We start from the raw sequence: 24,543 nt of genomic DNA, 5'->3' as shown, positions 1-24,543 counted from the left end.
GCGAACCCGAGGCGCGAGTTCGCTGGTCCGTGCTCGAGCTCGCTGGTCGGGACCAGCGACCTGGACACCTCACCAGCGAACTGGCCGGCCGCGCACGAGTGGAATCAGGTGGAGATCCCGGCGCGCCGCCGGGATGCTGGGGCCATGTTCGGGCCGGTGACACTGAGAGCCGGCGTCGTCGTGCCCGACGACGAGCTCGCCTGGCGATTCTCGCGCTCGGGCGGTCCCGGCGGACAGTCGGTCAACACGGCCGACTCACGCGTCGAGCTGCGCTGGGACCTCGCACGGACCGACGCCCTGCCTCCCGAGCTGCGCGACCGGGCACTCGACCGGCTCGCGTCCCGGCTGGTCGACGGCGTGCTGACGGTGACGGCGTCCGAGCACCGGTCGCAGCTGCGGAACCGTGAGGCGGCGCTCGCACGCTTCACCGCGCTGCTCGACTCGGCGCTCGCCCCTCCGGGCCCGCCCCGCCGGGCCACCCGGCCGAGCCGTGCCTCGCGTGCGCGACGCACCGACGCCGAGCGGCGGCGGCGTCAGGTCAAGGCCCAGCGGCGCCGACCCCCGGCGCCCTGATCCGGGCGAGCACGCCGTCGCGCGGCCGCTCGTGCTCGCTGAGGAAGTCGTCGACGACCTGGTGGAACCGAGCCGGTTGGTCCCGCCGGACGCAGTGGCCGGAGTCCGGGACGACGACGGTGCGGACCAGGTCGTTGCGCAGGTCCTCCACGCGAGGCGCCATCTCGGACGAGGGCGGCACCACCAGGAGCGTCGGCATCGTGAGTACGTCGAACAGCTCTTCCCACGCGGCGTCGCCGAGATGCAGGCCATGCCGGACGTACGCGCGGTCGACCAGCGGCTTGCAGTCCGCCCAGGCCTCGATCTCCGCACGGCTCCAGGCCGTCTCCGGCAGCATCCGCTCGGCGGACCCGGCGACGTCAGCCATCGCGTCCAGGAACTCTTCGGTCGCCGCGACGAACGCCGGGGCGAGGAGGTCACCGGTGGGCTTGGCGGGGTCTTCCAGGACGAGTGCCCACACCTTCTCGGGTCGCGCCAGCGCGGCACGCATCGCGAGGAGGCCACCGAGGGAGTGCCCGACGAGCGCGACCGGCCCGGGCAGCGCGTCGACGAGCGCGACGACGTCTGCGAGAAGCACGGCGGGTGCGGCTGCGATCTCGCACTCGGAGAAGCGCGGCGAGCGCCCGTGACCACGGAGGTCGGGGGCGTGGACGTCCCACCGATCACCCCAGTGGTGCACGAGGTCGGGCCAGGTCGTCCCGGCCTCGGTCAGCCCGTGCACCAGGAGGACCGGAGGGGCGTCCGGGCTCCCGAACCGGTGGACCGTCAGCGGCTCCACGGCACCTCGCTGCTCGCGTCGACGCGGTCCGGGACGGCCGGCTCGCCCGCCTCGTCCTCCGGCACGTCACCCGCCGCCTCGTCCTTGACCAGTCGAAGCCACAGCAACACTGCGAACGCGCCGAAGATCCACCACTGCGCGGCGTACGCGAGGTTCTGCACGTTGAGCCCCGAGCCGCCGCCGAGCGTGGGCGGCGGGAGCAGCGCGACGCCCGCCGGCTGCGCCGGTTCCGAGCTCGCGAGCACCAGGTAGCCCGTGTAGATCGGGCCGCCCCAGCGGTTGACCAGCTCGGCCGAGCTGATCGCCTCCGTCTGACCCGGCACGTCGTCGCCGCTGCCGGATGCCTCCGAGACCTGGAGGTACCCCGTGAGCCGCACCGCGCCGTCGGGCACGGCGAGCGCTGCGGGATCCGCGGCATCGGCGACCCAGCCGCGCGCCACCGGCAGCACCGGGACGGGCCCGGTCCACCCTGCGTCACCCCCCGAGCCGGACACCCGCAGCGGCGTCAGCACGAGGTACCCCGTGCGGCCGTCGAGCGCGCGCTCGGGCACCAGCAGCTGGCCCTCCGGCTCGTAGCGCCCCTCGACCTCGACGCGCTCGCCGACCAGGTCACCGGAGAACGAGGCCTGCGGCGCGAGCACGTCGCCGAGGGCGGCTGGCGGCGCCTGCTCGCGCTCCGCCACCGCGACGCGCTCGGCCTGCTCACCGCGCAGCTGCGCACGGTCGAGCTGCCAGACCCCGAGCCGCGCGCAGACCGCCGCGGCACCGAGGAGCAGCACGAGCAGCACGATCATGCGGGGACGCGCGGCGGCCCGGAGCATCGTCGTCGGCGCACGACGCGGGAGGTCCGCGGGAGCGGGATCGGGCACGGGCGCGGGGTCGGACACCCCAGCACGTTACCCGCCCCGCAGGCCGGGACGGGACGGGGCAGGCAGGTGCTGCGGACAGGAAGGGTGCTGCGGCCAGGAAGGGTGCGACGGCCGGCGGGATGTGGTGCCATGGCCACGGCGCCTGGACCGCCCTCGGCCGAGCTCGCGGGACGTTGGTCCCGCAGATGCGCGCGCGGCTCCGCGAGGCTGGTCACCAGGCCCGGTGACGACCTGGCGCGACCGCGTCGGGCGAGGGCACGTCAGTTCGGGGGATGTTGATGAGCACCCAGACGATCACGCACGCGGGCGCGCCGAGCACGGCGTGGTCCGCACGGCCGGACGCACCGCTGACCGACGAGACGCTCGACGTCGTCGACGGCTGGTGGCGGGCCGCGAACTACCTGTCGGTCGGTCAGATCTACCTGCTCGCCAACCCGCTCCTGCGCGAGCCGCTCCACCGCGACCACGTGAAGCCGCGACTCCTGGGCCACTGGGGCACGACGCCCGGTCTCAACTTCGTCTACGCCCACCTCAACCGGGCGATCCGTGAGCGCTCCCAGCCGACGCTCTACGTCACCGGCCCGGGTCACGGCGGACCCGGGCTCGTCGCGAACGCGTACCTCGACGGCACGTACTCCGAGGTGTACACGGACATCACGCAGGACACCGAGGGCCTGCGGCGCCTCTTCCGCCAGTTCTCCTTCCCGGGCGGGATCCCGAGCCACGTCGCCCCCGAGACGCCCGGCTCGATCCACGAGGGCGGCGAGCTCGGCTACGCGCTCTCGCACGCGTACGGCGCGGCGTTCGACAACCCGGACCTGCTGGTCGCGGCCGTGGTGGGCGACGGCGAGGCGGAGACCGGGCCGCTCGCGACGAGCTGGCACTCGAACAAGTTCGTCGACGCGCGGCAGGACGGCGTGGTGCTGCCGATCCTCCACCTCAACGGCTACAAGATCGCCAACCCGACCGTCCTCGCGCGCATCCCGGAGAGCGAGCTGCTCGACCTCATGCGCGGGTACGGGCACAAGCCGCACGTCTTCACCGGGGGGTTCGACGACGAGGACCCCGCAGCGTTCCACCGGCGCTTCGCCGAGCTGCTCGACGTCGTGCTCGACGAGATCGCCGACATCAAGGCGCGGGCCGCGGCGGGTGACGACTCGCGCCCGACCTGGCCGATGATCGTGCTCCGGACCCCCAAGGGCTGGACGTGCCCGCCCGTCATCGACGGCAAGCAGGTCGAGGACTCGTGGCGCTCGCACCAGGTGCCGCTCTCGAGCGCACGGGACACCGAGGAGCACCTCGAGGTGCTCGAGGAGTGGCTGCGCTCGTACCGCGCCGACGACCTGTTCGACGACGACGGGCGGCTCGTCGAGCGCCTGCAGGTGCTCGCGCCGGACGGTCACCTGCGCATGAGCGACAACCCGCACGCGAACGGCGGGCTGCTGCTGCGCGACCTGCGGCTCCCGGACTTCCGCGACTTCGCCGTCGACGTCCCCGTCCCGGGGGGCTCGATCAGCGAGGCGACGCGGGTGCTCGGTCAGTGGCTCGCCGAGGTCGTGCGGCTCAACCCCGACAACTTCCGCATCTTCGGGCCCGACGAGACGGCGTCGAACCGCCTGCAGGCGGTCTACGAGACGACCGACAAGCAGTGGAACGCCGAGCTCGTCCCCGCCGACGCCGACAACCACCTCGCGCGCGTCGGCCGCGTCATGGAGGTGCTCTCGGAGCACCAGTGCCAGGGGTGGCTCGAGGGGTATCTGCTGACCGGCCGGCACGGCCTGTTCAACTGCTACGAGGCGTTCATCCACATCATCGACTCGATGTTCAACCAGCACGCCAAGTGGCTCAAGGTCACCGACGAGATCCCGTGGCGCCGGCCGATCGCCTCGCTCAACTACCTGTTGTCGAGCCATGTGTGGCGCCAGGACCACAACGGCTTCAGCCACCAGGACCCGGGCTTCATCGACCACGTGGTGAACAAGAAGGCGGAGGTCGTGCGTGTCTACCTACCGCCGGACGCCAACACGCTCCTGTCGACGTACGACCACTGCCTGCGCAGCCGGCAGTACGTCAACGTCGTCGTGTCCGGGAAGCAGCCCGCGCCCAACTTCCTCACGATGGAGGAGGCGATCGCGCACTGCTCGCGCGGTCTGGGCATCTGGGAGTGGGCGGGCAACGAGCGCGACGGCGAGGACCCCGACGTCGTGCTCGGGTGCGCGGGCGACGTCCCGACGCTCGAGACCCTCGCCGCAGCCGACCTGCTGCGCAGGCACCTGCCCGAGCTGTCGGTGCGGGTCGTCAACGTCGTCGACCTCATGCGGCTGCAGGACGTCAAGGAGCACCCGCACGGGCTCAGCGACCGCGACTTCGACACGCTCTTCACGAAGGACCGGCCGGTCATCTTCGCCTACCACGGGTACCCGTGGCTGATCCACCGCCTCACCTACCGCCGCACGGGCCACCCGAACATCCACGTGCGCGGGTACAAGGAGGAGGGCACCACGACGACGCCGTTCGACATGGTCATGCTCAACGACCTCGACCGGTTCCACCTCGTGATGGACGTCATCGACCGCGTGCCGAGCCTCGGCTCGAAGGCGGCGCGGCTGCGCCAGCAGATGCAGGACGCGCGGCACGAGGCCCGTGAGTACACGCGCGAGCACGGCGAGGACATCCCGTCGGTCCGTGACTGGGTGTGGCCCGACGCCGGCGAGACCGCGACCGAGGTTGGCGGCCCCGAGCGCGACGCGACCACCAGCACCGGAGGAGACAACGAGTGAGCGGTACCACCGGGTCCGCCCCGGAGGCCGGCCGTCACGCGGACGCAGCGCCGGGCGGAGCATCCACCGGCGTGGTTCCCGCCCCGACGTCGCGCAGCATCTACATCGCCTCACCCGAGGGCGACACCGGCAAGTCCACCGTGGCCCTCGGCGTCGTCGACCTGCTGACGCGACGGGCGCAGCGCGTCGGGGTGTTCCGCCCCGTGGCGCGCTCGGGCGACGCCCCGGACTACGTGCTCGAGCTGCTCCTCGCGCGCGACGGCGTGGACCTCCCCTACGACCTGTGCGTCGGCGTCACCTACGAGCAGGTCCATGCCGACCCGGAGCAGGCGCTCGCCACGATCGTCGACCGGTACCACGAGGTCGCGCGGCGGTGCGAGGTCGTGGTGATCGTCGGGACGGACTACACCGACGTCGCGGGCCCGACCGAGCTGTCGTACAACGCCCGCATCGCCGCGAACCTCGGGGCGCCCGCGCTGCTGGTCGTGAGCGGCAACGGCCGCAGTCCCGACGAGGTGCGCCAGGTGGCCGAGGTGTCCCTGGGCGAGCTGCGCACCAACCACGCGCAGGTGCTGGGGATCGTCGCCAACCGCTGCACCGCCGCGCTCGACGACGTGCGGGCGTCGCTCACGGGCGACGTGCCGGTCTGGACGCTCCCCGAGGAGCCGTTCCTCGTGGCACCCACCGTACGCGCGCTCATGGAGGCGGTCGGCGGCCGGCTGGCCGTCGGCGACGAGGAGCTGCTCGGCCGCGAGGCGCTGGACGTGCTGGTGGGCGCCATGTCGTTCGAGCACCTGCTCGACCGGCTCTCCGACGGTGCCGTCGTCCTCACGCCCGGCGACCGCACCGACGTGCTGCTCGGGCTGATCCTGGCGCACGCGGCGACCGGCTTCCCCTCGCTCGCGGGCATCGTCCTGAACGGCGGCTTCTACCCGTCGGAGTCGATCGCACGCCTGGTCGAGAGCCTCGACCAACGGCTCCCGATCATCCGGACCGACCTCGGCACGTTCCGCAGCGCGAGCGCGGCGGCCGGCACCCGCGGCCGTCTCACCGCCGACTCGCAGCGCAAGATCGACACCGCCCTGACGCTCTTCGAGACCCATGTCGACGGCGGCGCGCTGCTCGCGACGCTCGACGTGCCGCGCACCGAGGTGGTCACGCCGCTCATGTTCGAGTACGAGCTGCTCGACCGGGCGCGGTCGGACCGCAAGCACGTCGTGCTGCCCGAGGGACAGGACGACCGGATCCTGCGCGCCGCCAGCACGCTGCTCGCGCGCCAGGTCGCCGACCTGACGATCCTGGGCGACGAGACGAGGATCCGGGCCCGGGCGACCGAGCTCGGTCTCGCGCTCGACGACGCGCGCGTCGTCGACCCCACGCGGGGCGAGCTGCACGAGCGGTTCGCCCAGGAGTACACCGCGCTGCGGGCGCACAAGGGCATGACGGCCGAGCGCGCGCGGGAGATCGTCTCGTCCGTCTCGTACTTCGGCACGATGATGGTCAAGCTCGGGCTTGCTGACGGCATGGTGTCGGGCGCGATGCACACGACCGCGCACACGATCCGGCCCGCGTTCGAGATCATCAAGACGGTACCCGGGGTCTCGATCGTGTCGAGCGTCTTCCTCATGTGCCTCACCGACCGCGTGCTCGTGTACGGCGACTGCGCCGTCAACCCCGACCCGACCGCCGAGGAGCTCGCCGACATCGCCATCTCCTCGGCCGAGACGGCCGCGCAGTTCGGCGTCGAGCCGCGCATCGCGATGCTCTCGTACTCCACGGGCGAGTCCGGCTCGGGCGCCGACGTCGAGAAGGTGCGCACCGCGACCGAGCTGGTCCGCCGCCGCCGGCCAGACCTGTCCGTCGAGGGCCCGATCCAGTACGACGCCGCGGTCGACGCCTCGGTCGCCAGGACGAAGATGCCGGACTCGCAGGTCGCGGGCCGTGCGACGGTCTTCGTGTTCCCGGACCTCAACACGGGCAACAACACGTACAAGGCGGTGCAGCGCTCGGCCGGGGCTGTCGCGGTCGGGCCCGTGCTGCAGGGCCTGCGCAAGCCGGTCAACGACCTGTCGCGAGGCGCACTGGTGCAGGACATCGTCAACACCGTCGCCATCACCGCGGTCCAGGCGCAGGCGCTCGCTGCGCTCGACACGGCGGCGGACGGCGGCTCGCCCGAGCCGCCCGCGACGGCGGCGCGCCAGCTCGCCCACCAGGAAGGTTCCCCCGCATGAATCCCGTCAGCGGTCCGGGCGACCGGCCGAGCGCGCACAGCGCGCTCGGCGCGCACGGCAGCGTGCTCGTCATCAACTCAGGCTCGTCGTCGCTCAAGTACCAGCTGGTCAACCCGGTCGGCGGCGAGGCGATCGCCGTCGGCATCGTCGAGCGGATCGGCGAGAGCGACGGGTCCGCGAGGCACACGTTCGCCGGCAACAGGACCGAGCGCACCGGCCGGATCGCCGACCACGGGGACGCGCTGCGCACCGTGCTCGACCTGTTCCGCGAGGTCGGCCCGAGCCTCGACGCGGCACAGGTGGTCGCCGTCGGGCACCGCGTCGTGCACGGCGGCGCGGTGTTCGCCGAGCCGACGATCGTGGACGACGACGTGCTGCGCACCATCGAGGACCTCGTCCCGCTGGCGCCGCTGCACAACTCCCCGAACCTGCGCGGCATCCAGGTCGCGCGAGAGCTGCTCCCCGACGTCCCGCACGTCGTCGTCTTCGACACCGCGTTCTTCCAGACCCTGCCCGACGCCGCCGCGACCTACGCGCTCGACCGCACGGTCGCGGAGAAGTACGGCGTGCGGCGCTACGGCTTCCACGGCACCTCGCACCAGTACGTGTCGGGGAAGGTCTCCCGGGTGCTCGGCCGTCGCCTGGAGGACCTCAACCAGATCGTGCTGCACCTCGGCAACGGCGCCTCGGCGTCGGCGGTCCGGGGCGGCGTGGCGGTCGAGACCTCGATGGGGCTGACGCCGCTCGAGGGGCTGGTGATGGGCACACGGACCGGCGACATCGACCCGGCCGTGGTGTTCCACCTGCACCGCAACGCCGGCATGTCGATCGACGAGATCGACAACCTGCTCAACCGGCGCTCGGGAATCAAGGGCCTCTCGGGCGAGAACGACTTCCGCGAGCTGCACCGGCTGATCGGCGAGGGTGACGCGGACGCGCAGCTCGCGCTCGACGTCTACGTGCACAGGCTCCGCAAGTACGTCGGGGCGTACCTCGCGGTGCTCGGGCGGGTCGACGTCATCAGCTTCACCGCGGGGGTCGGGGAGAACGACGCCCGGGTGCGGGAGCTCGCACTCGCCGGCATGGAGGGTCTCGGCATCGCGGTCGACCCGGCACGGAACGCCGGGCCCAAGAGCGAGCCCACGATCGTCTCGCCCGACTGGACCTCGACGCTCGTCATGGTGGTGCCGACCGACGAGGAGCTCGCGATCGCGCGGCAGTCGGTCGCGGCGATCGAGGCCGCCGCGGGGACGGCAGGGTGACAGCGGGCGGTGACAGCGGGCGGTGACGGTGGGCGGTGACGGTGGGCGGTGAGGGGTGCGCGGTGAGGGGTGAGCGGTGAGCGGTGAGCGGTGCGCGCAGTCAGACGGGCGTCCGCCCGACCGCGTACCGCAGGGCGTTGACCAACCGGTAGCCGCCGGACGCTGTGCCGAACGGCCTCGCCGCCTCGAGGACCGTGCGCCTGGCGGCCGCGATGCCCGCCCCGTCCTCGCCCAGCAGGACGCCGCGCACGAGCGTGTCGTCGTCGGGCACCTCCCACGGAGCGTGGACGAGGCCGGCCGTGACGAGCTCGAGGCCCGCCTCGTCCAGCAGCGACTCAAGGCCGCCCGGAGCGCGCAGCTCGCCGTCGGGCGGCAGCTCCTCCTCGGCGGCGGCCGCGACGGCCGCCTCGAGCGCGGTCAGGTCGTTGCGCACGGCCTCGGCCCAGCTCGCGACGGCCACCAGCCCACCCGGGGCGACGACGCGGACGGCCTCCGCCAGCGCGTCGAGGGCGCTGTCGGCGAGCTGCAGCGAGTTCACGGCGACGACCACGTCGAAGGCGCCGTCGTCCCACGGCAGGTGCTCCGCGCGGCCGAGCCGCACGTCGGCCTCAGGGGCACGACGCCGCGCGAGCTCGACCATCCCGGGCGCCGGGTCGATGCCCGCGCCAGTCGCGCCCAGCGCTGCGACCTGCGCGAGCAGCTCGCCGCTGCCGCACCCGACGTCGAGGACACGGCTGCCCGGCCCGGCCCGAGACACCGCCAGGATCACGTCGCGGACCGGCGCGGCGAACGGCCCCCACAGCTCGGCCCACTCCCCCGCGACGGCCGACCAGCCGCTCTCGAACTCGCCCGCCACGTCCGTGTCGGAAGGGTCCGTGTCGGAAAGGTCCGTGTCGGAAGAGTCCGTGTCGGAAAGGTCCGTGTCGGAAGGGTCGGTGTCGGAAAGGTCGGTGTCGGAAAGGTCCGCGTCAGCCCGGTCCGTGTCAGGCCCTTCCGTGCTCGCTCCGTCCACGTGTCCCTACCTTCGCCGGAGTCAGGCGCCCAGCCGGTCCGCCAGGAATTCCACGACCGTCCGCAGGGGCGGCACGGGATCGACCCCCTCGAAGCAGTGGTCCGCACCGGGGACGACCTCGAGCACGACGTCGGGTGCGCCGGCGGCGACGAGCGCCGCGTGCAGCCGCTCGCTCTGCTCGAGCGGGACCACGGCGTCCTGGTCCCCCGAGATGAGCAGCGTCGGTGGCGCGGACGCGCCGGCGTGGCTCATCGGGGACGCCGTCCGCGCCACGCCGGGCGCCTGCTCTGGCGTCGCGCCGAGGAACCGGACCTCGGGTGACTCGGGCAGCCGTTCCGGTGCGACGGCGGGGATGCGGAGCTCGGCGAAGAAGTCGGTGACGGGGTAGAGCAGCGCGGCCGCCTGCACGGCGGTGCTCGGTCCGGGCTCGCCGACGTCGCCCTCGAACCTGAGGTCGTCAGCCGTCAGGGCGAGCATGGCGGCGAGGTGCCCGCCGGCGCTCTCGCCGCTCACACCGATCCGGTCCGGGGCGATCGACAGCACCGACGCGTGCGAGCGCAGGAACCGGAGGGCGGCCTTGACGTCATGCACCGCCGCCGGGAAGCGCGCCTCGGACGACAGCCGGTAGTCCGCTGTCGCGACCGCGAGTCCGGATGCCACGAGCGCCTCGAACAGCGCATCACCGGGCCAGTTCGCCGGGGTGAACCGGCGGTCGCCGGCCTCCCAGCCGCCGCCGTGGATCCACAGCACGCACGGGACGGGTCCCGCTGCGGACGACGGGACGTGGACGTCCATGAGCAGCGGCCGGAACCCGCGGAGCTCCGCGTACGTGATGCCGCGATGGCTGACGGCACCGGCGACGGTTCCCGGTGTGTCGAGCGCAGCGGCGGTCGGAGCGGTCATGCTCGGCCCACCGCCTTCATGACCCGCAGTGCGCCCGTGAACAGGCGTGTCCAGCGTTCGGCCGGGAGCTCGTACAGCCGGCCGAGCCCGACGTGCGAGCCGGTCCCGAGCACCCCGTGGGCGCCTCGCGCCACGGCGACCGTCTGCGCGCGGGTGACCTGCCAGATCCCCTCGATCCCGTGACGCGCCCCGAGTCCCGAGGCCTTGTGGCCACCCTGCGGCGCCCCCACCGCCGACCAGGCGGTCTGGTAGCCGTCGTTCACGTTCACCGTGCCGACCTCGAGCCGCGCCGCGATCGCGCGCCCCCGGGCCGTCGACCGCGTCCACACGCTCGCGTTGAGCCCGTACTCGGAGTCGTTCATGGCGGCGACCGCCTCGTCGTCGGACGCGACCCGGTACACCGCGACGACGGGGCCGAACGTCTCCTCGCGCGCCGCGAGCGCGTCCGCCGGGACGTCGGCGAGCACCGTGGGCTCGTAGCAGAGCGGCCCCAGGTCGCTGCGGTGCACGCCGCCGGCGAGCACGCGTGCTCCCCGCCCGATCGCGTCCTCGACGTGCTCGGACACCTTCGCCAGCTGGGCGGCCGTGGTGAGGGAGCCGACGTCGGCGACGTAGTCGAGGCCCACCCCGAGGGACAGTGCGCGCACGCGTCGGACGAGTGCGGCCACGAACGCCTCGGCGACCGCCTGGTGCACGTACAGGCGCTCGACCGACACGCACAGCTGGCCCGAGCCGGCGAAGCACGCGCGGACGGCACCGGCGGCCGCGACCTCGACGTCCACGTCGTCCGCGACGTACAGGGCGTTCTTGCCTCCGAGCTCGAGGGTTGCGCCCACGAGCCGCTCACCCGCCCGCGCGGCGATAGCCCGGCCCGTCGCCGTCGATCCCGTGAAGCACACGTGGTCGACCACCTCGACGACCGCTCCGCCGATCTCAGCGCCGTCTCCCACCACGACCTGGACCAGGTTCGCGGGGAGACCGGCCGCCTCGAGCTGCTCGACGCCCCACAGGGCGGTCAGCACGGTCTGGGTGTCGGGCTTGAGGATGACGGCGTTGCCCGCGACGAGCGCCGGGAGCATGTCGCTGAGCGTGAGCGCGAGCGGGAAGTTCCACGGGGCGATGACACCGACGAGCCCGACGGGATGCCGCAGCACCGTCGCTCCGGTCAGGAGCGGGACCACGGCGGGGACCCGCCGGGGGGCCAGGTAACCGGCGGCGCGGCGACCGTAGTGCCGGGCCACGAGCGCGACGTCGGCAACCTCCTCGTACGCGCTCGTGCGCGCCTTGCCCGACTCGAGCTGGATGAGGTCCAGCACGTCCGACCGGTGGTCGAGGACCAGGTCGTGGAGGCGCAGGAGCACGGCGGCCCGCTCGCGCACCGGCCTGCGTGCCCACCGCCGCTGGGCCGCACGCGCCCGCTCGGCCGCGGCCGCGACGTCGTCGGGAATGGAGAGCGGTACCGCCGCGAGCGGGGCGCCCGTCAGGGGCGTGCAGGTGGTCTGCGTCGCCGCGCCCGGCGCGGCCGCGAGCCGACCCAGGAGCGCGCGCACGTCGTCGGGCTCCAGGACGTACGTGGCCCGCGGATCGGTCTCGGGATCGATCAGCTCGGCCGCGGAGGGGTCTGAGGTCATGCGCGTCAGGTTACGACCCGCCCCCGACACGGGGGCAAGGTTCCCCGCAGGTGCGGCGTCCGCGCTCCGTGGGCGCACACCCCGACCGAGTGCGGACGTCGCTGGGACTCGGTGGGACGTGCGCGGCGCAGTCGCCCGGTCAGTGCGGCTGGTACGGGGAGACGACGACCTCGACGCGCTGGAACTCCTTGATGTCGGAGTAGCCGGTCGTCGCGAGCGCACGCTTGAGGGCGCCGATCAGGTTGAGGGTGCCGTCGGCGCGCCGGCCCGGGCCGAACAGGATCTCCTCGAGGCTCCCCGCCGTCCCGACCTCGACCCGCTCGCCGCGCGGCAGCTCGGGGTGGTGCGCTTCCGAGCCCCAGTGCCAGCCCCTGCCGGGCGCCTGCGAGGCACGCGCGAGCGCGGCACCCAGCATCACGGCGTCGGCCCCGCACGCCACGGCCTTGACGAGGTCGCCCGAGCGACCGACGCCGCCGTCGGCGATCACGTGGACGTAGCGCCCCCCGGACTCGTCGAGGTAGTCGCGCCGCGCCGCCGCGACGTCGGCCACCGCGGTAGCCATGGGCGCGTGGATGCCGAGCGAGATGCGGGTGGTGTGCGCCGCCCCGCCGCCGAAGCCGACCAGCACCCCCGCGGCGCCGGTCCGCATGAGGTGCAGCGCCGCCGTGTAGGTCGAGGCACCGCCCACGATCACGGGCACGTCGAGCTCGTAGATGAACCGCTTGAGGTTGAGCGCCTCGGCGCGACCCGAGACGTGCTCGGCAGACACGGTGGTGCCACGGATGACGAAGAGGTCGACACCGGCGTCGACCACCGTCTGCGAGAACTCCTGGGTGCGCTGCGGCGAGAGCGAGCCGGCGACCGTGACGCCGGACGCGCGGACCTCCTTGAGCCGCTGCGTGATGAGCTCGGCCTGGATCGGCGCCGCGTACAGCTCCTGCATGCGCGCCGTGGAGCGGCCCTGGTCGAGCTCCGCGATCTCCGCGAGCAGCGGCTCCGGGTTCTCGTAGCGCGTCCACAGGCCCTCGAGGTCGAGAACCCCGAGACCGCCGAGCCGACCGAGCGCGACCGCGGTCGAGGGGCTCATCACCGAGTCCATCGGGGCGGCGACGACGGGCAGGTCGAAGTGGTAGGCGTCGATCTGCCAGCCGACCGAGACCTCCTCCGGGTCCCGCGTCCGCCGCGAGGGCACCACGGCGACGTCGTCGAAGGAGAACGCGCGCCGTCCGCGCTTGCCACGACCGATCTCGATCTCGTTGCTCACCGGCCCAGGCTACCGGCGCGCGCGGGCGTGCCGGGTCAGCCCGACCGCAGCGCGTGGCGGTCCCTGGGGATGTCGGTGGCCGGTGGCAGGGTGCCGAGCAGCCGAAGGGAGGCTGCCGGATGAGCTGGATCGAAGGACCGCTGCTGGGGTTCGACACCGAGACGACGGGGGTGGACGTCGACAGCGACCGCATCGTCACCGCGGCCCTGGTCCGCCGCGACGGCGACCGCACCGACGTGCGGACGTGGCTGCTCGACCCCGGGGTTGACATCCCGGCCGAGGCGAGCGCGATCCACGGGGTGTCGACGGAGCACGCACGTGAGTACGGCGAGCCGGCCGTCCTCGCGCTCGAGGAGATCGCGGCGGGCCTCGCGGCAGCGATCGCCGACGGCGTCCCGGTCGTCGCGTACAACGCCGGCTTCGACCTGTGCATCCTGGACGCGGAGCTGCGGCGCCACGGCCTGGCGACGCTCCCGCAGCGCCTGGGCCACGACGTCGTGCCGGTGATCGACCCGCTGGTGCTCGACCGGGCCGAGGACCGCTACCGGCCGGGCAAGCGCAAGCTCGTGGACCTCTGCGGGTTCTACCGCATCACCGAGGAGGGTCGGCTGCACAGCGCGGACGTCGACGTCGTCGCGACGCTCGACGTGCTCGAGGCGATCGTGGGTCGCTTCCCGCACCTGGCGGAGCTGCAGCTCGAGCGCCTGCACGCGTACCAGGTCACCGCCCACCGCGCGTGGGCCGAGAGCTTCAACGCGTGGCGGGCGCGGCAAGGCCTCGACGGCCCCGGTGCGGAGCTCACCTGGCCCGTACGCGGCAGCGTGTCCATGCCGGTGGGCGGGCTGACGGTGGCCGGCTGACGGCGACCGGCTGACGCGTACCAGCTCAGCGGGAGCTGTAGTTGGGCGCCTCGATGGTCATCTGCACGTCGTGCGGGTGCGACTCCTTGAGCCCCGCCGGCGTGATGCGCACGAACGTGCCGCGCTCCTGGAGCTCGGGGATCGTGCGCGCGCCGACGTAGAACATCGACTGGTGGAGCCCGCCGACCAGCTGGTGCGCCACCGCGCGCAGCGGACCGCGGTACGGGACCTGGCCCTCGATGCCCTCGGGAACGATCATGTCGTCGCTCGCCACGTCCGCCTGGAAGTAGCGGTCCTTCGAGTACGAGACTCGGCCGCGCGAGGCCATCGCCCCGAGCGAGCCCATGCCGCGGTAGTGCTTGTACTGCTTGCCGTTGACGAAGACCAGGTCGCCCGGGCTCTCGGCACAGCCGGCGAGCAGCGAGCCCAGCATGACCGTGTCGGCGCCCGCGACGAGCGCCTTGGCGATGTCACCCGAGTACTGGAGCCCGCCGTCGCCGATGAGGGGCACACCGGCCGGCTTGGTGGCCTTCGCGGCCTCGTAGATCGCCGTGACCTGCGGCACCCCGACGCCCGCCACGACGCGCGTCGTGCAGATCGAACCGGGGCCGACGCCCACCTTGACGCCGTCGACCCCGGCATCGACCAGAGCCTGCGCGCCCGCCCGGGTCGCGACGTTGCCCCCGATCACCTGCACGCCCCGCGCGGCGGGGTCCTTCTTGAGCCGACGGATCATCTCGAGCATCGCCTGGGCGTGACCGTGCGCGGTGTCGACCACGACGACGTCGACCCCCGCCTCGACGAGCGCCATGGCGCGCTCCCACGCGTCGCCGTAGAAGCCGACGCCGGCAGCCACGCGCAGGCGACCCTCGTCGTCCTTCGTCGCGTGCGGGTACTGCTCGGTCTTGACGAAGTCCTTGACGGTGATGAGGCCCTGCAGGCGGCCCGACGCGTCGACGAGCGGCAGCTTCTCGATCTTGTGCTTCGCGAGGAGTGCCGCGGCGTCCTGGCGCGCGATGCCGACGGGCGCCGTGACGAGCGGCATGGCGGTCATGACCTCACGCACGCGCAGCGTCGCGAAGTCACCCGCGGGCACGAACCGCAGGTCGCGGTTGGTGATGATGCCGAGCAGCGTGCGGTCGGCGTCGACCACGGGCAGCCCGGAGACGCGGTACTGCCCGCACAGCGCGTCGAGCTCGGCGAGCGTCGCGTCGGGCCCGACCGTCACGGGATCCGTGATCATGCCCGACTCCGAGCGCTTCACGAGGTCGACCTGCTTCGCCTGGTCCTCGATCGAGAGGTTCCGGTGCAGCACGCCGATGCCGCCCTGGCGGGCCATCGCGATCGCCATCCGAGCCTCGGTCACGGTGTCCATCGCGGCCGACAGCAGCGGGATGGACACCGAGATCTCGCGGGTCAGCCGCGCCGTCGTGTCCACCTCGGACGGGACGACGTCACTCTCGCCGGGGAGCAGCAGCACGTCGTCGTAGGTGAGGCCGATGAACCCGAACGGGTCGTGGGCCGCGACGGATCCAGGGGTCTCCAGCTCGGTCATCCGGTGATTCTACGCCTCGGGCGAGCCCCTCTCGGTGGGTGCGCGCACCCCCGGACGGAGCCCTGGGAGCCGGCGACAGCGGCTCAGCGGATGAGGCCGCGCCGCAGACCGATCGCCACGGCCTGTGCACGGTCCGCCGCGCCGAGCTTGCGGAACAGACGCCGAGCGTGGGTCTTGACGGTGTCCTCGGAGAGGAAGAGGTCCGCACCGATCTGCGCGTTCGAGCGGCCGTGGCTCATCCCGCCGAGCACCTCGAGCTCGCGCTTGGTGAGCTCGGCGGTCGGGATGCCGTCGGACGTCACGCGGCGCGCGGTGTCGCTGTCGACCGCGACGGTCGCGACGCGCGGCTGCACGGCCCCGCCGTTCGGCTGTCCGGTGGCGGGGGTCGCCAGGACGTGCGCGGCCACAGCGGCGAGCTCGGCCCGGCCGACGTCAGGCGCCAGGAAGCCGCGAGCGCCGAGCGCGATGGCACGGTCGAGCGCGATCTCGTCACCGGGCTGCGCGAGCATCACCACGACGGAGCTGGCGTTCATGAGCCGCAGGCGACGGATCGCCTCGACCGGGCCGGTGCCCTTGAGGTGCGCGTCGAGCAGGACGACGGACGGCCGCTGTCGGCGGGCCAGGACCAGGAGCTCCTCGCCGGATGCCGCCGCTCGGGCGGGGGCGAGGGCCGGGACGCCTTGCGCCGCGGCGACGAGCCGCTCTCGCACGACGCCCGAGCCGTGGCACACCACGACTCCGGTCATCAGCGTTCCTCCCTCACACGTGCGATCGGGCGCGGTCTCCTGCGGCACCCTCCGACGAGAGCACTATCGGCGGCCGGCCCGCGAACATGAGGTCGGTCCCGGGGTGAATCGACCGTGCGGGCACCGTATCGGCGGTCGGCGGTCCGCCGCAGGAGACGTCCGGCGGTCAGGAGCTCACCGCGAGCACCTCGTGCAGGAGCCCGGTGAAGCTGCGCGCCCGGTGGATCGAGCGCCCGACGGGCAGACCCTCGGCTGCGCGGTCGTCGGCGATGGCGACGAAGACCGGCAGGTCCGGGCTGCTCGCGTGGAGCTCCGCGACGATCCCCAGGTCGGGCGTGGCGAGCTCGCTGAGCATGACGACGGCGACCGGCCGGGCCATGAGCGCCAGCTCCTGCACGCGGCGGGCCTCGAGCGGCCCCGTGATCACGCGGGAGTCGACCCCCCGTTCGGCCAGGGCAGCGGCCAGGACGTGGAGCGGGACCGGGCGCTGCTCGCCCGGCGCGGCCAGCAGGAGCACCACCGCGTGGCGCCCCCCGCTCGGCGGGCGGCGCAGCGCGTCACGCGCTCGCAGGGCGGCCAGGACGGCGGAGTCGAGGACCCACTCCGGGTCCTCGCCGGGCCGGGCCAGCACGGTGCGGCTCGCGACGCTCGCGCGTGCGGGCTCGACGAGGCGCGTCCACCACGAGTCGACGTCGAGCGAGGAGCGCAGCAGCCGGCGGCAGCCCTCCTCGTCCTCGGCGAGCGCGGCCTCGACCAGCTGCGCGGGCGTCACCGGCACGTCGGGCGCGCCCTGGGCGTCCGGACCGGTGAGCGGTGCGGCGTCCGCGGCCGCGGCGGGATCGAGCTGGAGCGCCGACTTGGCGGCGTCGGCGGGCGCCACCCCCTCGAGGGTGAGCCGCCGCATCACGAGGAGGCGCGCGACGTCGTCGGCGGAGTAGCGGCGGTGGGAGCCGGCCGAGTGCTCCGACGGGCCGAGGCCGTAGCGCCGGTCCCAGGTCCGCAGCGTGGCCGGTGCGACGCCGAGCCGACGCGCGACAGCGGCGACCGCGAGGGCCGGTTGCTCGACGCCCCCGGGCCTCTCGGCCAGCACGGAACGCGGAGACCCGGCCTGGTCGAGGTCGTCTCCCGGGGGTTGAGCAGAGCTCATGCGTCGATTGTGCCGACCCGCTGAAGCGATGACCACCTGGCACGCGGGAGGCGACGGGCGCAAGACCTGGGCAGATACCTGCGGATCGGACGGAGCGGCGCGATCCGAGGCGAGGCGAACTGGTTCACGACAGGGTCTTGAACAACTCCTGAAGCGGTTGTAGCGTTTCGCTTCACCAGCACGATCCACAACTTGTTCAGCACGTGTGGCACCGCACCGCGACGACCGGCCGCTCACCCAGGCCGGGCTCGCACCAGTCGAGGAGGAACCCTGTGACCGAGATCTCGCGTCTGCCCGGACCGGTGATGGACCTGTGGGAGTGGCAGTTCGAGGGCGCATGCCGTGACGCCGACGACACGTTGTTCTTCCACCCGGAGGGCGAGCGAGGCTCGGCCCGCCGCCGCCGTGCGGAGGCCGCCAAGGCCATCTGCGCCACCTGCCCCGTGATCAAGGAGTGCCGGGAGCAGTCGCTCAAGGTGCGGGAGCCCTACGGCGTCTGGGGCGGACTGTCCGAGGACGAGCGCGCCGCGATCCTGGCCCGCCCCGCGCGCCAGGTGGTCTGAGGCCGCGCCCGCGACGGCTGGTCACGACCTGAGCTGGGCTGCACGGGTTCCGCAGCCCCTCGGGAAGCCCCACCGCACGACGAAGCCCCCGCACCGGAGACCAGTGCGGGGGCTTCGTCGTGACGTGCTGACTACTTGTTGACGATCGCCAGGATGTCGCGGGCGCTGAGGATGAGGTACTCCTCGCCGCTGTACTTGACCTCGGTGCCGCCGTACTTGCTGTAGATGACCGTGTCGCCGACAGCGACGTCCAGCGGGACGCGGTTGCCGTTGTCGTCGATGCGGCCGGGACCGACTGCCAGGACCTCGCCCTCCTGGGGCTTCTCCTTGGCGCTGTCCGGGATGACCAGGCCAGAGGCCGTCGTCTGCTCTGCCTCGAGCGTCTTGACGACGATCCGGTCCTCGAGCGGCTTGATGGAGACCGACACTGCGGACCTCCCCTTCGCGTGAGAGTTTTCTGATGTCGAATGAGTCGCACCGTTCGGGCCCGTCCGTCGTCGCGGGTGCCGGCCGAACCTTGCTCGGTGCGAGCGGCGCTCCTGATGGCAGGAGCGCCACCGGCCACTGTAGGAACGTGTTAGCACTCGGTCAAGGCGAGTGCCAGTCTGCGTGGCTTCGAGCAGGCGCCTGCGTCACTCGCACCCCGGCGTCCACGGCTTGCGCAGGCAGACGCGCGGGCCCGGCGACGGTGCTGGCTCCGGCGCGTCCGGGGTCGTGGAGAGAGTCACGCCGGCCGCGGCGAGCACCGCATCGAGCTCTGCGGTGGGCAGCCCGCGTGCCCGCCACGCGTTGCGGAACCCGTTGATGTCGGGCCACGCGCCGGCACCCGGCGGCACATCGAGCTCTCGGTCCATGATCTGGAAGATCGGGACGTCCATCCGCGAGAGCGCGTCGGCCGGCTCGGTGCGACTTCCGGGGTCGCTGGGCCGGTCCGTGAGGTCGTACAGCGCGCCGGCGACGAACAGCTCGACCGCATCGCTGCGTGCCCCGGCCGGCAGCGTGGTGCACGACGGCGTCTCGAGCGTCAGGGGCCCGATGGTCCCGCCGCCACCGCCGGAGTTGCCCACGAGCCCGGCGGACGGGTCGTCGAGCATCACGGCTTGGGCGAACCAGCTCGCGAAGCCCTCCATCCACGCGTGCTCGGGGCTGTTGACGAAGCCGGTCAGCCCGTTGGCGACGCATCCGTCGTGGGTCGTCGGGAGCCAGGGGAAGCTTCCGACCTGCTCCTCGAGGAAGTGCGCGTACTCGTGGAGGATGAGACCGTCGGCGAAGACACCACCCGAGACGATGACGAGCGAGTCGTCAGACGGGTTGTAGAAGGTCCCCGGGACCATGACGGCCGTGGGCCGCACGCGCGCGGCGGGGATGGTGTCCGTCTCGGCCGGGTCGCGTCGGGCAACCGCGAAGTCGAACCCGCGACGCACCGTCTCCGCGAGGTTGAAGTGCTGCGGCGCCCAGGCGTCGGTGAAGTCCCAGGAGAAGTCCAGGGTCTGCCCGGGCGCGGTGGCGGTGAGCTGCGTCGCCGGCCCCGGCTCACCCGGCTCGACGACGAAGGGCGCCGACGGCACGAGCACGTTCGGGTGGACGACGGCGGCGTAGTTGGTCGCGAAGAGCCGCAGCTCGTAGAGGATCCCCGACTGCCCGAACGGGAGCGTCGTGTCGACCACCCCGTTCGCGTCGGTGGTGACGGTCGCCTCGGGAGCCCAGGTCCAGACACCCAGCGCGCGAGGCGCGAAGCGCCAGACCTCCACCTTCGCGAACGCGATCGGGCGCTGGACGGTGGGGGCCCCGCTCGTGTCCGCGTACGTGAACCGCCCCGTGACCCGCGACGGCGCGGGCGTCGGGCCCCCACCCCCGCCCCCGCCGCCTCCCGGGTCGCCGCCGGTGTTCGGGTCGCAGTCCTCGCAGGGCACCGCGGACGCGGGCGCGAGATCCGCCCCCGCCACCAGACCCGTGACCACGAGTGCTATCGCGGCGAGCCCGCTCACCGTCGCGCGCAGTGCACCGCGTCGAATCGTCCCTGCTCCCGCGGTTCCTCGTCGCCAGCTGCGCATCACCGTGCCCCCGTCCCGTCGCCCCGCGGATCGGAGCCCGCGGTGAACGAGCGCCCGTCCCGGCACGCCGATACCGGCCGCAGCGGGCGAGATCGCGGGCAGCGGGGTGGAGCGTGAGCTCCCGCCACGGCCCCGTCGCGGTGCGCGTGGAAGGATCGCGCCCATGGACGCCGCCGGCCTCGCGAAGATCCTCAGCCCCGAGGGCTGGGCGCTGCTCTCGGCGCTGCCTCCGTACGACGAGGCACGCACGATGGCGCTCTCCGACCGGCTCCGCCGGGAGGGCATCGACCCGGAGCTGGTCGCCGCCGCCCTCACGCAGTCGCGCCTGCGCGCGAAGGCGCACGCGAAGTTCGAGTCCTTCGCCGACGGCATGCTCTTCACCCCGGCGGGCCTCGAGCAGGCCACCCGGCTCACGGTCGCCGCCCACCACGCGCGCCGGTACCGCGCGGCCGGCGTCACGAAGGTCGCCGACCTCACGTGCGGGGTCGGCGCCGACTCGATGGCGTTCGCGGGCGTCGGGCTGGCGGTGCTGGCCGCCGACACCGACGAGCTGACGGCGGCGCTCGCGACCGTCAACCTGCGCCACTTCCCCGATGCCGAGGTCCGGCACACCGACGGGCTCACCCTCGACCTGGAGGCCGAGGGGGTCGACGGCGTCTACGCCGACCCCGCCCGGCGCGCGTCGGGCAAACGCCTCTTCGACCCCGCGGCGTACGCGCCGCCGCTCGACTCGGTCCTCGACCTCCGCGAGCGCGTCCCGGCGCTCGGCGTCAAGATCGGTCCCGGCGTCCCGCACGCCGCCCTGCCCGCCGACGCCGAGACGCAGTGGGTCTCGGCCGACGGCGACGTGGTCGAGGCGGGGCTCTGGTTCGGACCGCTCGCCCCCGACGGGCCCGGGCGCAGCGCGCTCGTGCTGCGCGGCACCTCGGCCAGGGTCGTCAGCGACGAGACCGACGGCGAGGCGCCACCCGTCGGGGCCGTGGGGACGTACCTCTACGAGCCGGACGGCGCCGTCATCCGCGCGGGTCTCGTGGCGCAGCTCGCTCTGGAGGTGCAGGGACGGCTGATCGACCGCACGATCGCCTATGTGACCTCCGACGTGCTGCACCCCAGCGACGCCGCGACCGGCTACCGCGTCCTCGACACCCTGCCGTTCGGGCTCAAGCGGCTGCGCACCTACCTGCGCGAGCGCGACGTCGGGCGCGTCGCCATCAAGAAGCGCGGCACCGCCGTCGTGCCCGAGCAGCTGCGCAAGCAGCTGGACCTGCGCGGTCCGGCCGAGGCGACCGTCGTGCTCACGCGCGTCGGCGGCGCCCAGCAGGTGCTCGTGGTGGAGCCGTTGTGATGGAGATCCCGTTCGCGCGATCGGGCCGCTCGAGCGTCGGGATCGAGTGGGAGCTCGCGTTCGTGGACAAGGACTCGGGCGACCTGCGGCAGGTGGCACGCACGGTCCTCGACGCGCTGCGCCCGGCCGACGGCGGCGAGCACCCGCACGTCCGCCAGGAGCTGCTGCTCAACACGGTCGAGATCGTCTCGGGCGTGTGCGACACGGTCGGTGCCGCTGGTCGCGACCTCGAGCGCGCCATCGACGACGTGCGGGCCGTCGCCGACCCGCTGCGGGCGGAGCTCATGGGCTCGGGCACGCACCCGTTCGGCCGGTGGGCGCAGCAGAAGGTCACGGACAAGCAGCGCTACGCGACGCTGATCGACCGCACGCAGTGGTGGGGCCGCCAGATGCTCATCTACGGCGTGCACGTGCACGTCGGCATCGAGGACCGCCGCAAGGTGCTCCCGATCCTGCGTGCCGTGCTCACGTGCTTCGCGCACCTGCAGTCGCTCTCGGCGTCGAGCCCGTTCTGGGGCGGCAAGGACACCGGCTACGCGTCCAACCGGGCGCTGATGTTCCAGCAGCTCCCGACCGCCGGGCTCCCGTTCCAGTTCGAGACGTGGCGGCAGCTCGAGGGCTACGTCGGCGACATGGTGCACACGGGCGTCATCGACCAGTTCGACGAGGTGCGGTGGGACATCCGCCCGTCCCCGCGGTTCGGGACGCTCGAGATGCGGATCTGCGACGGCGCCACGAACCTCACCGAGGTCACCGCCCTCGCCGCCCTCCAGCACTGCCTGGTCGAGCACTTCTCGACGATGCTCGACGAGGGCCGCACGCTCCCCACGATGCCGCCGTGGTTCGTCCAGGAGAACAAGTGGCGCTCGGCGCGCTACGGCATGGACGCGATCGTCATCCTCAACGCGGCGGGCGACGAGGAGCTCGTGACCGACGCCGTCGCGCGGCTCCTGCGCGAGCTCGAGCCGGTCGCGGAGCGGCTGGGCTGCTCGACCGAGCTCGACGCGGTGCGGACGATCCTCAAGCGCGGGGCGTCGTACCAGCGCCAGCGCGCGGTCGCCCGACGCAACGCGGGCGAGCTCGACGCGGTGGTCACGTCGCTCGTCGCGGAGATGCGCGCGGGCCACCCGCTCTGAGTGCCATGCTGCTGGGGTGACTGGACCTCGCTGGCGCGCCGCCTGGCCGTTCGTCGTCATGGCGTTCCTCGCGGGCGCGCTCGCGCTGGATTTCGCTCCCGCGTTCGCCTGGCTGCTGGCCCTGGGAACAGTGCTCGCGGGAGTCGTCGGGATATCGCTCGTGCTCCCAGCAGGTCGCCGGTCGCCCGGTGCCGCCGATCGAGGACGGGCGTGAGCAGGGAAGCGTCACGCCCGGTGACCAGCGCGACGTATGTCTCTGAGTGAGCGCGGATGGCGGCAGATCCGGGCGAGCGTAGCCGCCCTCGGCGCGGCATGAGCGAGCACCCGACGGGTGAGCGAGCCGGCTCAGGAGCGGGGGAACTCTGCCCTGCTGACCGAGAGTCCAACACGGCTGAGATGGCTCGTCAGTGACCACCGCGCCGGCCGCTCCGCAGCCGCGAACCAGCGGCCGCCACCAGCGATCCAGCGAATGAGGTAGGCACGCGCCATCCGTTCGTCGAGGTCGTCGACGCCGGCTTCCGCGCCGCAGCACGGGCAGATGACGTACTGCGGTTCCTGGGTCCATCCCGGCTCGCCGAGATCCCAGCCACAGACGCGGCACGCGTCGGCGTCCGGTGCGGTGGTCCATCCGTATGCGCCCGCCACGAGGACATCCCAGCACGTGCGAGACCGCTTGACTCAGCGACCAGCCGGCGAGCGCGTCGCGGCATGAGTGAGCGCGGTGACTGAGCCCCCGGATGTCCGAGTCGCTGCTCGGTTGCCGTCGGCGGAGTGGGGGTCGTCGTGTGCCTACGGTTTCCGGTGCAGATCCCGCTCGTGTACGAGCCCCTCGACTGCCAGCTCCCGCCGGTGATCTGTCAAGGCGTCCACGATCACTGACATGCCGAGCCACGAGCCGCCAGCGCGTCGCACCAACTCACGTGCGCCACTAGCCTGCCCGCCGGTCGCGACCCAGCCGTCGACGAGTAGTACCCGGTCGGCGGATGTCACGAGCTCACGCCGAAATCCCAAAGTGAGGTGCCGATCGTTGTAGTCGGGTGGCGTCGTGACGGTGAGCCACGCGTCGCTATCGGTAAAAGGGTTGGGCTCCTTACGCACTTCGACGAGACCCACACCGAAGTGCTGCGCCACCAGTGCACCTAAGAGCGTTCCGCGGGGCGCTCTGGTTAGCAAGTCGCGAGAGCGCCGTGGGTACCAGCGAGGCCCCCTGAGACACCATCCGAGATCCCCCTTCGACGCCTGCTCGTCGAACGGAGCGGTATCGTGCCGCCTCAAGGCCGGGGCACTCGGGCGTGCGTCGCACGGCCTCTCAGGCAATCGGGTCAACGGCAGACGCCCGCTTCCGTTGGCGTTGGCGCGGTCCCCCCGGTGCCATCGAAAGCAACTGCCCCGGCTCTCCCGCATCCGCGGAGCTTGCTGAACGGCGGTGCGGACTTCGACGCGTTGGCGCAGGCACGTAGGGTCGACGCCGCTTGACTGAATTCACAGCGAACAGTCCCCGCCCCGCCCAGCCGGGGCCCCTTCACCCCGTCCATACACGAATTATACGGGCTGGAGAAGACCACTGTCCTCGACGTAGCGCTGACCGTTCGGCGTCAGGAACACCTGGTCATCGTCCAAATGGATGTAGTGATCCTTCTCGGCCGCTGCAAGCACACGGCCGAGATTCTTCGTGATTCGCTGTGGCAGCCAGCCGCGAAGTTGACCGGCTCATCCGGATCGAGGGTGTAGTCGGGGTCGGAATCCGCCGGTCTCGAGGAGCGATCTGGCGATGTAGTTGGTGAGGTTGCGGAAGCCGAGGGCAGAGCCGCGTAGGTGCTCGAGCCGACCGTTC

General features: G+C 72.9%; 22 protein-coding genes and 1 pseudogene. 9 read left to right on the top strand and 14 right to left on the bottom strand.

Features of this window, described 5'->3' with window-relative positions:
• The first annotated feature begins 144 nt into the window (after window positions 1–144).
• A complete protein-coding gene (arfB, locus tag HIR71_RS01705) occupies window positions 145–573 on the top strand; it encodes an alternative ribosome rescue aminoacyl-tRNA hydrolase ArfB (RefSeq protein WP_169322888.1) in 429 nt (142 codons plus the stop codon).
• On the opposite strand, the gene HIR71_RS01700 is transcribed toward arfB, so the two are convergent.
• Both HIR71_RS01700 and HIR71_RS01695 read right to left on the bottom strand, forming a co-directional pair.
• Window positions 539–1,351, bottom strand: coding sequence for an alpha/beta fold hydrolase (locus HIR71_RS01700; protein WP_169322887.1), 813 nt, complete (start codon window positions 1,349–1,351; stop codon window positions 539–541). The genes arfB and HIR71_RS01700 overlap by 35 nt on opposite strands.
• On the bottom strand, window positions 1,339–2,238 hold the full coding sequence (locus HIR71_RS01695) for an SURF1 family protein (protein WP_311836019.1): 900 nt from the start codon (window positions 2,236–2,238) through the stop codon (window positions 1,339–1,341). Before HIR71_RS01695 ends, HIR71_RS01700 begins: the two co-directional genes overlap by 13 nt.
• Window positions 2,239–2,498: 260 nt before the next feature.
• Here HIR71_RS01695 and HIR71_RS01690 point away from each other — a divergent pair, with 260 nt between their 5' ends.
• The 3 genes from HIR71_RS01690 to HIR71_RS01680 all read left to right on the top strand — a co-directional run bounded on the left by HIR71_RS01690 (window position 2,499) and on the right by HIR71_RS01680 (window position 8,493).
• A complete protein-coding gene (locus tag HIR71_RS01690) occupies window positions 2,499–5,000 on the top strand; it encodes a phosphoketolase family protein (protein WP_169322886.1) in 2,502 nt (833 codons plus the stop codon).
• 71 nt (window positions 5,001–5,071) lie between these two features.
• Window positions 5,072–7,231 carry a phosphate acetyltransferase gene (gene pta, locus HIR71_RS01685; protein ID WP_169323167.1) on the top strand — a complete coding sequence of 720 codons (2,160 nt, stop codon included), beginning with the start codon at window positions 5,072–5,074 and terminating at the stop codon, window positions 7,229–7,231.
• The gene (locus HIR71_RS01680) at window positions 7,228–8,493 is read left to right on the top strand and encodes an acetate kinase (RefSeq protein ID WP_169322885.1); all 1,266 of its coding nucleotides are present in this window, start codon (window positions 7,228–7,230) and stop codon (window positions 8,491–8,493) included. Before pta ends, HIR71_RS01680 begins: the two co-directional genes overlap by 4 nt.
• Before the next feature lie 100 nt (window positions 8,494–8,593).
• Here HIR71_RS01680 and HIR71_RS01675 read toward each other — a convergent pair whose 3' ends face one another.
• From HIR71_RS01675 to HIR71_RS01660, 5 genes and pseudogenes are all read right to left on the bottom strand, one after another.
• Window positions 8,594–9,349: a class I SAM-dependent methyltransferase gene (locus HIR71_RS01675; protein ID WP_169322884.1), complete on the bottom strand. Its 756-nt coding sequence runs from the start codon at window positions 9,347–9,349 to the stop codon at window positions 8,594–8,596.
• A 27-nt stretch (window positions 9,350–9,376) separates the two neighbouring features.
• Window positions 9,377–9,505 (bottom strand): annotated as a pseudogene (locus HIR71_RS17575) (pentapeptide repeat-containing protein); the annotation flags it as partial.
• Between the two features lie 21 nt (window positions 9,506–9,526).
• A complete protein-coding gene (locus HIR71_RS01670; protein WP_169322883.1) occupies window positions 9,527–10,408 on the bottom strand; it encodes an alpha/beta hydrolase in 882 nt (293 codons plus the stop codon).
• Window positions 10,405–12,039 (bottom strand): succinic semialdehyde dehydrogenase, encoded by a 1,635-nt coding sequence (locus HIR71_RS01665; RefSeq protein ID WP_169322882.1) that lies wholly within the window; start codon window positions 12,037–12,039, stop codon window positions 10,405–10,407. Before HIR71_RS01665 ends, HIR71_RS01670 begins: the two co-directional genes overlap by 4 nt.
• 139 nt (window positions 12,040–12,178) lie before the next feature.
• Entirely contained in the window at window positions 12,179–13,303 is a 1,125-nt protein-coding gene (locus HIR71_RS01660) for a GuaB3 family IMP dehydrogenase-related protein (RefSeq protein ID WP_169322881.1), read from the bottom strand.
• A 119-nt stretch (window positions 13,304–13,422) separates the two neighbouring features.
• Between HIR71_RS01660 and HIR71_RS01655 the strand changes: the two genes are divergently transcribed.
• Window positions 13,423–14,163 (top strand): exonuclease domain-containing protein, encoded by a 741-nt coding sequence (locus HIR71_RS01655; protein WP_169322880.1) that lies wholly within the window; start codon window positions 13,423–13,425, stop codon window positions 14,161–14,163.
• Window positions 14,164–14,188: 25 nt separating this feature from the next.
• Here HIR71_RS01655 and guaB read toward each other — a convergent pair whose 3' ends face one another.
• The 3 genes from guaB to HIR71_RS01640 all read right to left on the bottom strand — a co-directional run bounded on the left by guaB (window position 14,189) and on the right by HIR71_RS01640 (window position 17,611).
• Window positions 14,189–15,718: an IMP dehydrogenase gene (guaB, locus tag HIR71_RS01650; protein WP_169322879.1), complete on the bottom strand. Its 1,530-nt coding sequence runs from the start codon at window positions 15,716–15,718 to the stop codon at window positions 14,189–14,191.
• An 83-nt stretch (window positions 15,719–15,801) separates the two neighbouring features.
• Window positions 15,802–16,464, bottom strand: coding sequence for a response regulator transcription factor (locus tag HIR71_RS01645; protein ID WP_169322878.1), 663 nt, complete (start codon window positions 16,462–16,464; stop codon window positions 15,802–15,804).
• Between the two features lie 166 nt (window positions 16,465–16,630).
• Window positions 16,631–17,611, bottom strand: coding sequence for a MerR family transcriptional regulator (locus tag HIR71_RS01640; protein WP_169322877.1), 981 nt, complete (start codon window positions 17,609–17,611; stop codon window positions 16,631–16,633).
• A 272-nt stretch (window positions 17,612–17,883) separates the two neighbouring features.
• Between HIR71_RS01640 and HIR71_RS01635 the strand changes: the two genes are divergently transcribed.
• Window positions 17,884–18,174: a WhiB family transcriptional regulator gene (locus HIR71_RS01635; protein WP_169322876.1), complete on the top strand. Its 291-nt coding sequence runs from the start codon at window positions 17,884–17,886 to the stop codon at window positions 18,172–18,174.
• A gap of 131 nt (window positions 18,175–18,305) precedes the next feature.
• Here the strand turns inward: HIR71_RS01635 and groES are convergent, their stop codons facing one another.
• Together groES and HIR71_RS01625 are read right to left on the bottom strand one after the other, a co-directional pair.
• Window positions 18,306–18,602, bottom strand: coding sequence for a co-chaperone GroES (gene groES / locus HIR71_RS01630; RefSeq protein WP_169322875.1), 297 nt, complete (start codon window positions 18,600–18,602; stop codon window positions 18,306–18,308).
• 204 nt (window positions 18,603–18,806) lie between these two features.
• On the bottom strand, window positions 18,807–20,162 hold the full coding sequence (locus HIR71_RS01625; protein ID WP_169322874.1) for a hypothetical protein: 1,356 nt from the start codon (window positions 20,160–20,162) through the stop codon (window positions 18,807–18,809).
• Window positions 20,163–20,391: 229 nt separating this feature from the next.
• Here HIR71_RS01625 and HIR71_RS01620 point away from each other — a divergent pair, with 229 nt between their 5' ends.
• From HIR71_RS01620 to HIR71_RS01610, 3 genes are read left to right on the top strand one after another with little or no spacing between them, the layout of a single operon-like run.
• On the top strand, window positions 20,392–21,573 hold the full coding sequence (locus HIR71_RS01620) for a THUMP-like domain-containing protein (protein ID WP_169322873.1): 1,182 nt from the start codon (window positions 20,392–20,394) through the stop codon (window positions 21,571–21,573).
• Window positions 21,573–22,709 carry a glutamate--cysteine ligase gene (locus tag HIR71_RS01615; protein WP_169322872.1) on the top strand — a complete coding sequence of 379 codons (1,137 nt, stop codon included), beginning with the start codon at window positions 21,573–21,575 and terminating at the stop codon, window positions 22,707–22,709. Before HIR71_RS01620 ends, HIR71_RS01615 begins: the two co-directional genes overlap by 1 nt.
• Before the next feature lie 16 nt (window positions 22,710–22,725).
• On the top strand, window positions 22,726–22,923 hold the full coding sequence (locus tag HIR71_RS01610) for a hypothetical protein (protein WP_169322871.1): 198 nt from the start codon (window positions 22,726–22,728) through the stop codon (window positions 22,921–22,923).
• Window positions 22,924–23,054: 131 nt separating this feature from the next.
• On the opposite strand, the gene HIR71_RS01605 is transcribed toward HIR71_RS01610, so the two are convergent.
• Both HIR71_RS01605 and HIR71_RS01600 read right to left on the bottom strand, forming a co-directional pair.
• Window positions 23,055–23,354, bottom strand: a complete 300-nt coding sequence (locus HIR71_RS01605; protein WP_169322870.1) for a hypothetical protein — start codon at window positions 23,352–23,354, stop codon at window positions 23,055–23,057.
• 144 nt (window positions 23,355–23,498) lie between these two features.
• On the bottom strand, window positions 23,499–23,840 hold the full coding sequence (locus tag HIR71_RS01600; RefSeq protein WP_311836018.1) for a hypothetical protein: 342 nt from the start codon (window positions 23,838–23,840) through the stop codon (window positions 23,499–23,501).
• Window positions 23,841–24,543 lie beyond the last annotated feature (703 nt).

Source organism: Cellulomonas fimi, assembly GCF_012952065.1.
GTDB lineage: Bacteria > Actinomycetota > Actinomycetes > Actinomycetales > Cellulomonadaceae > Pengzhenrongella > Pengzhenrongella fimi_A.
This window is presented reverse-complemented; position numbering and strand designations above follow the sequence as displayed.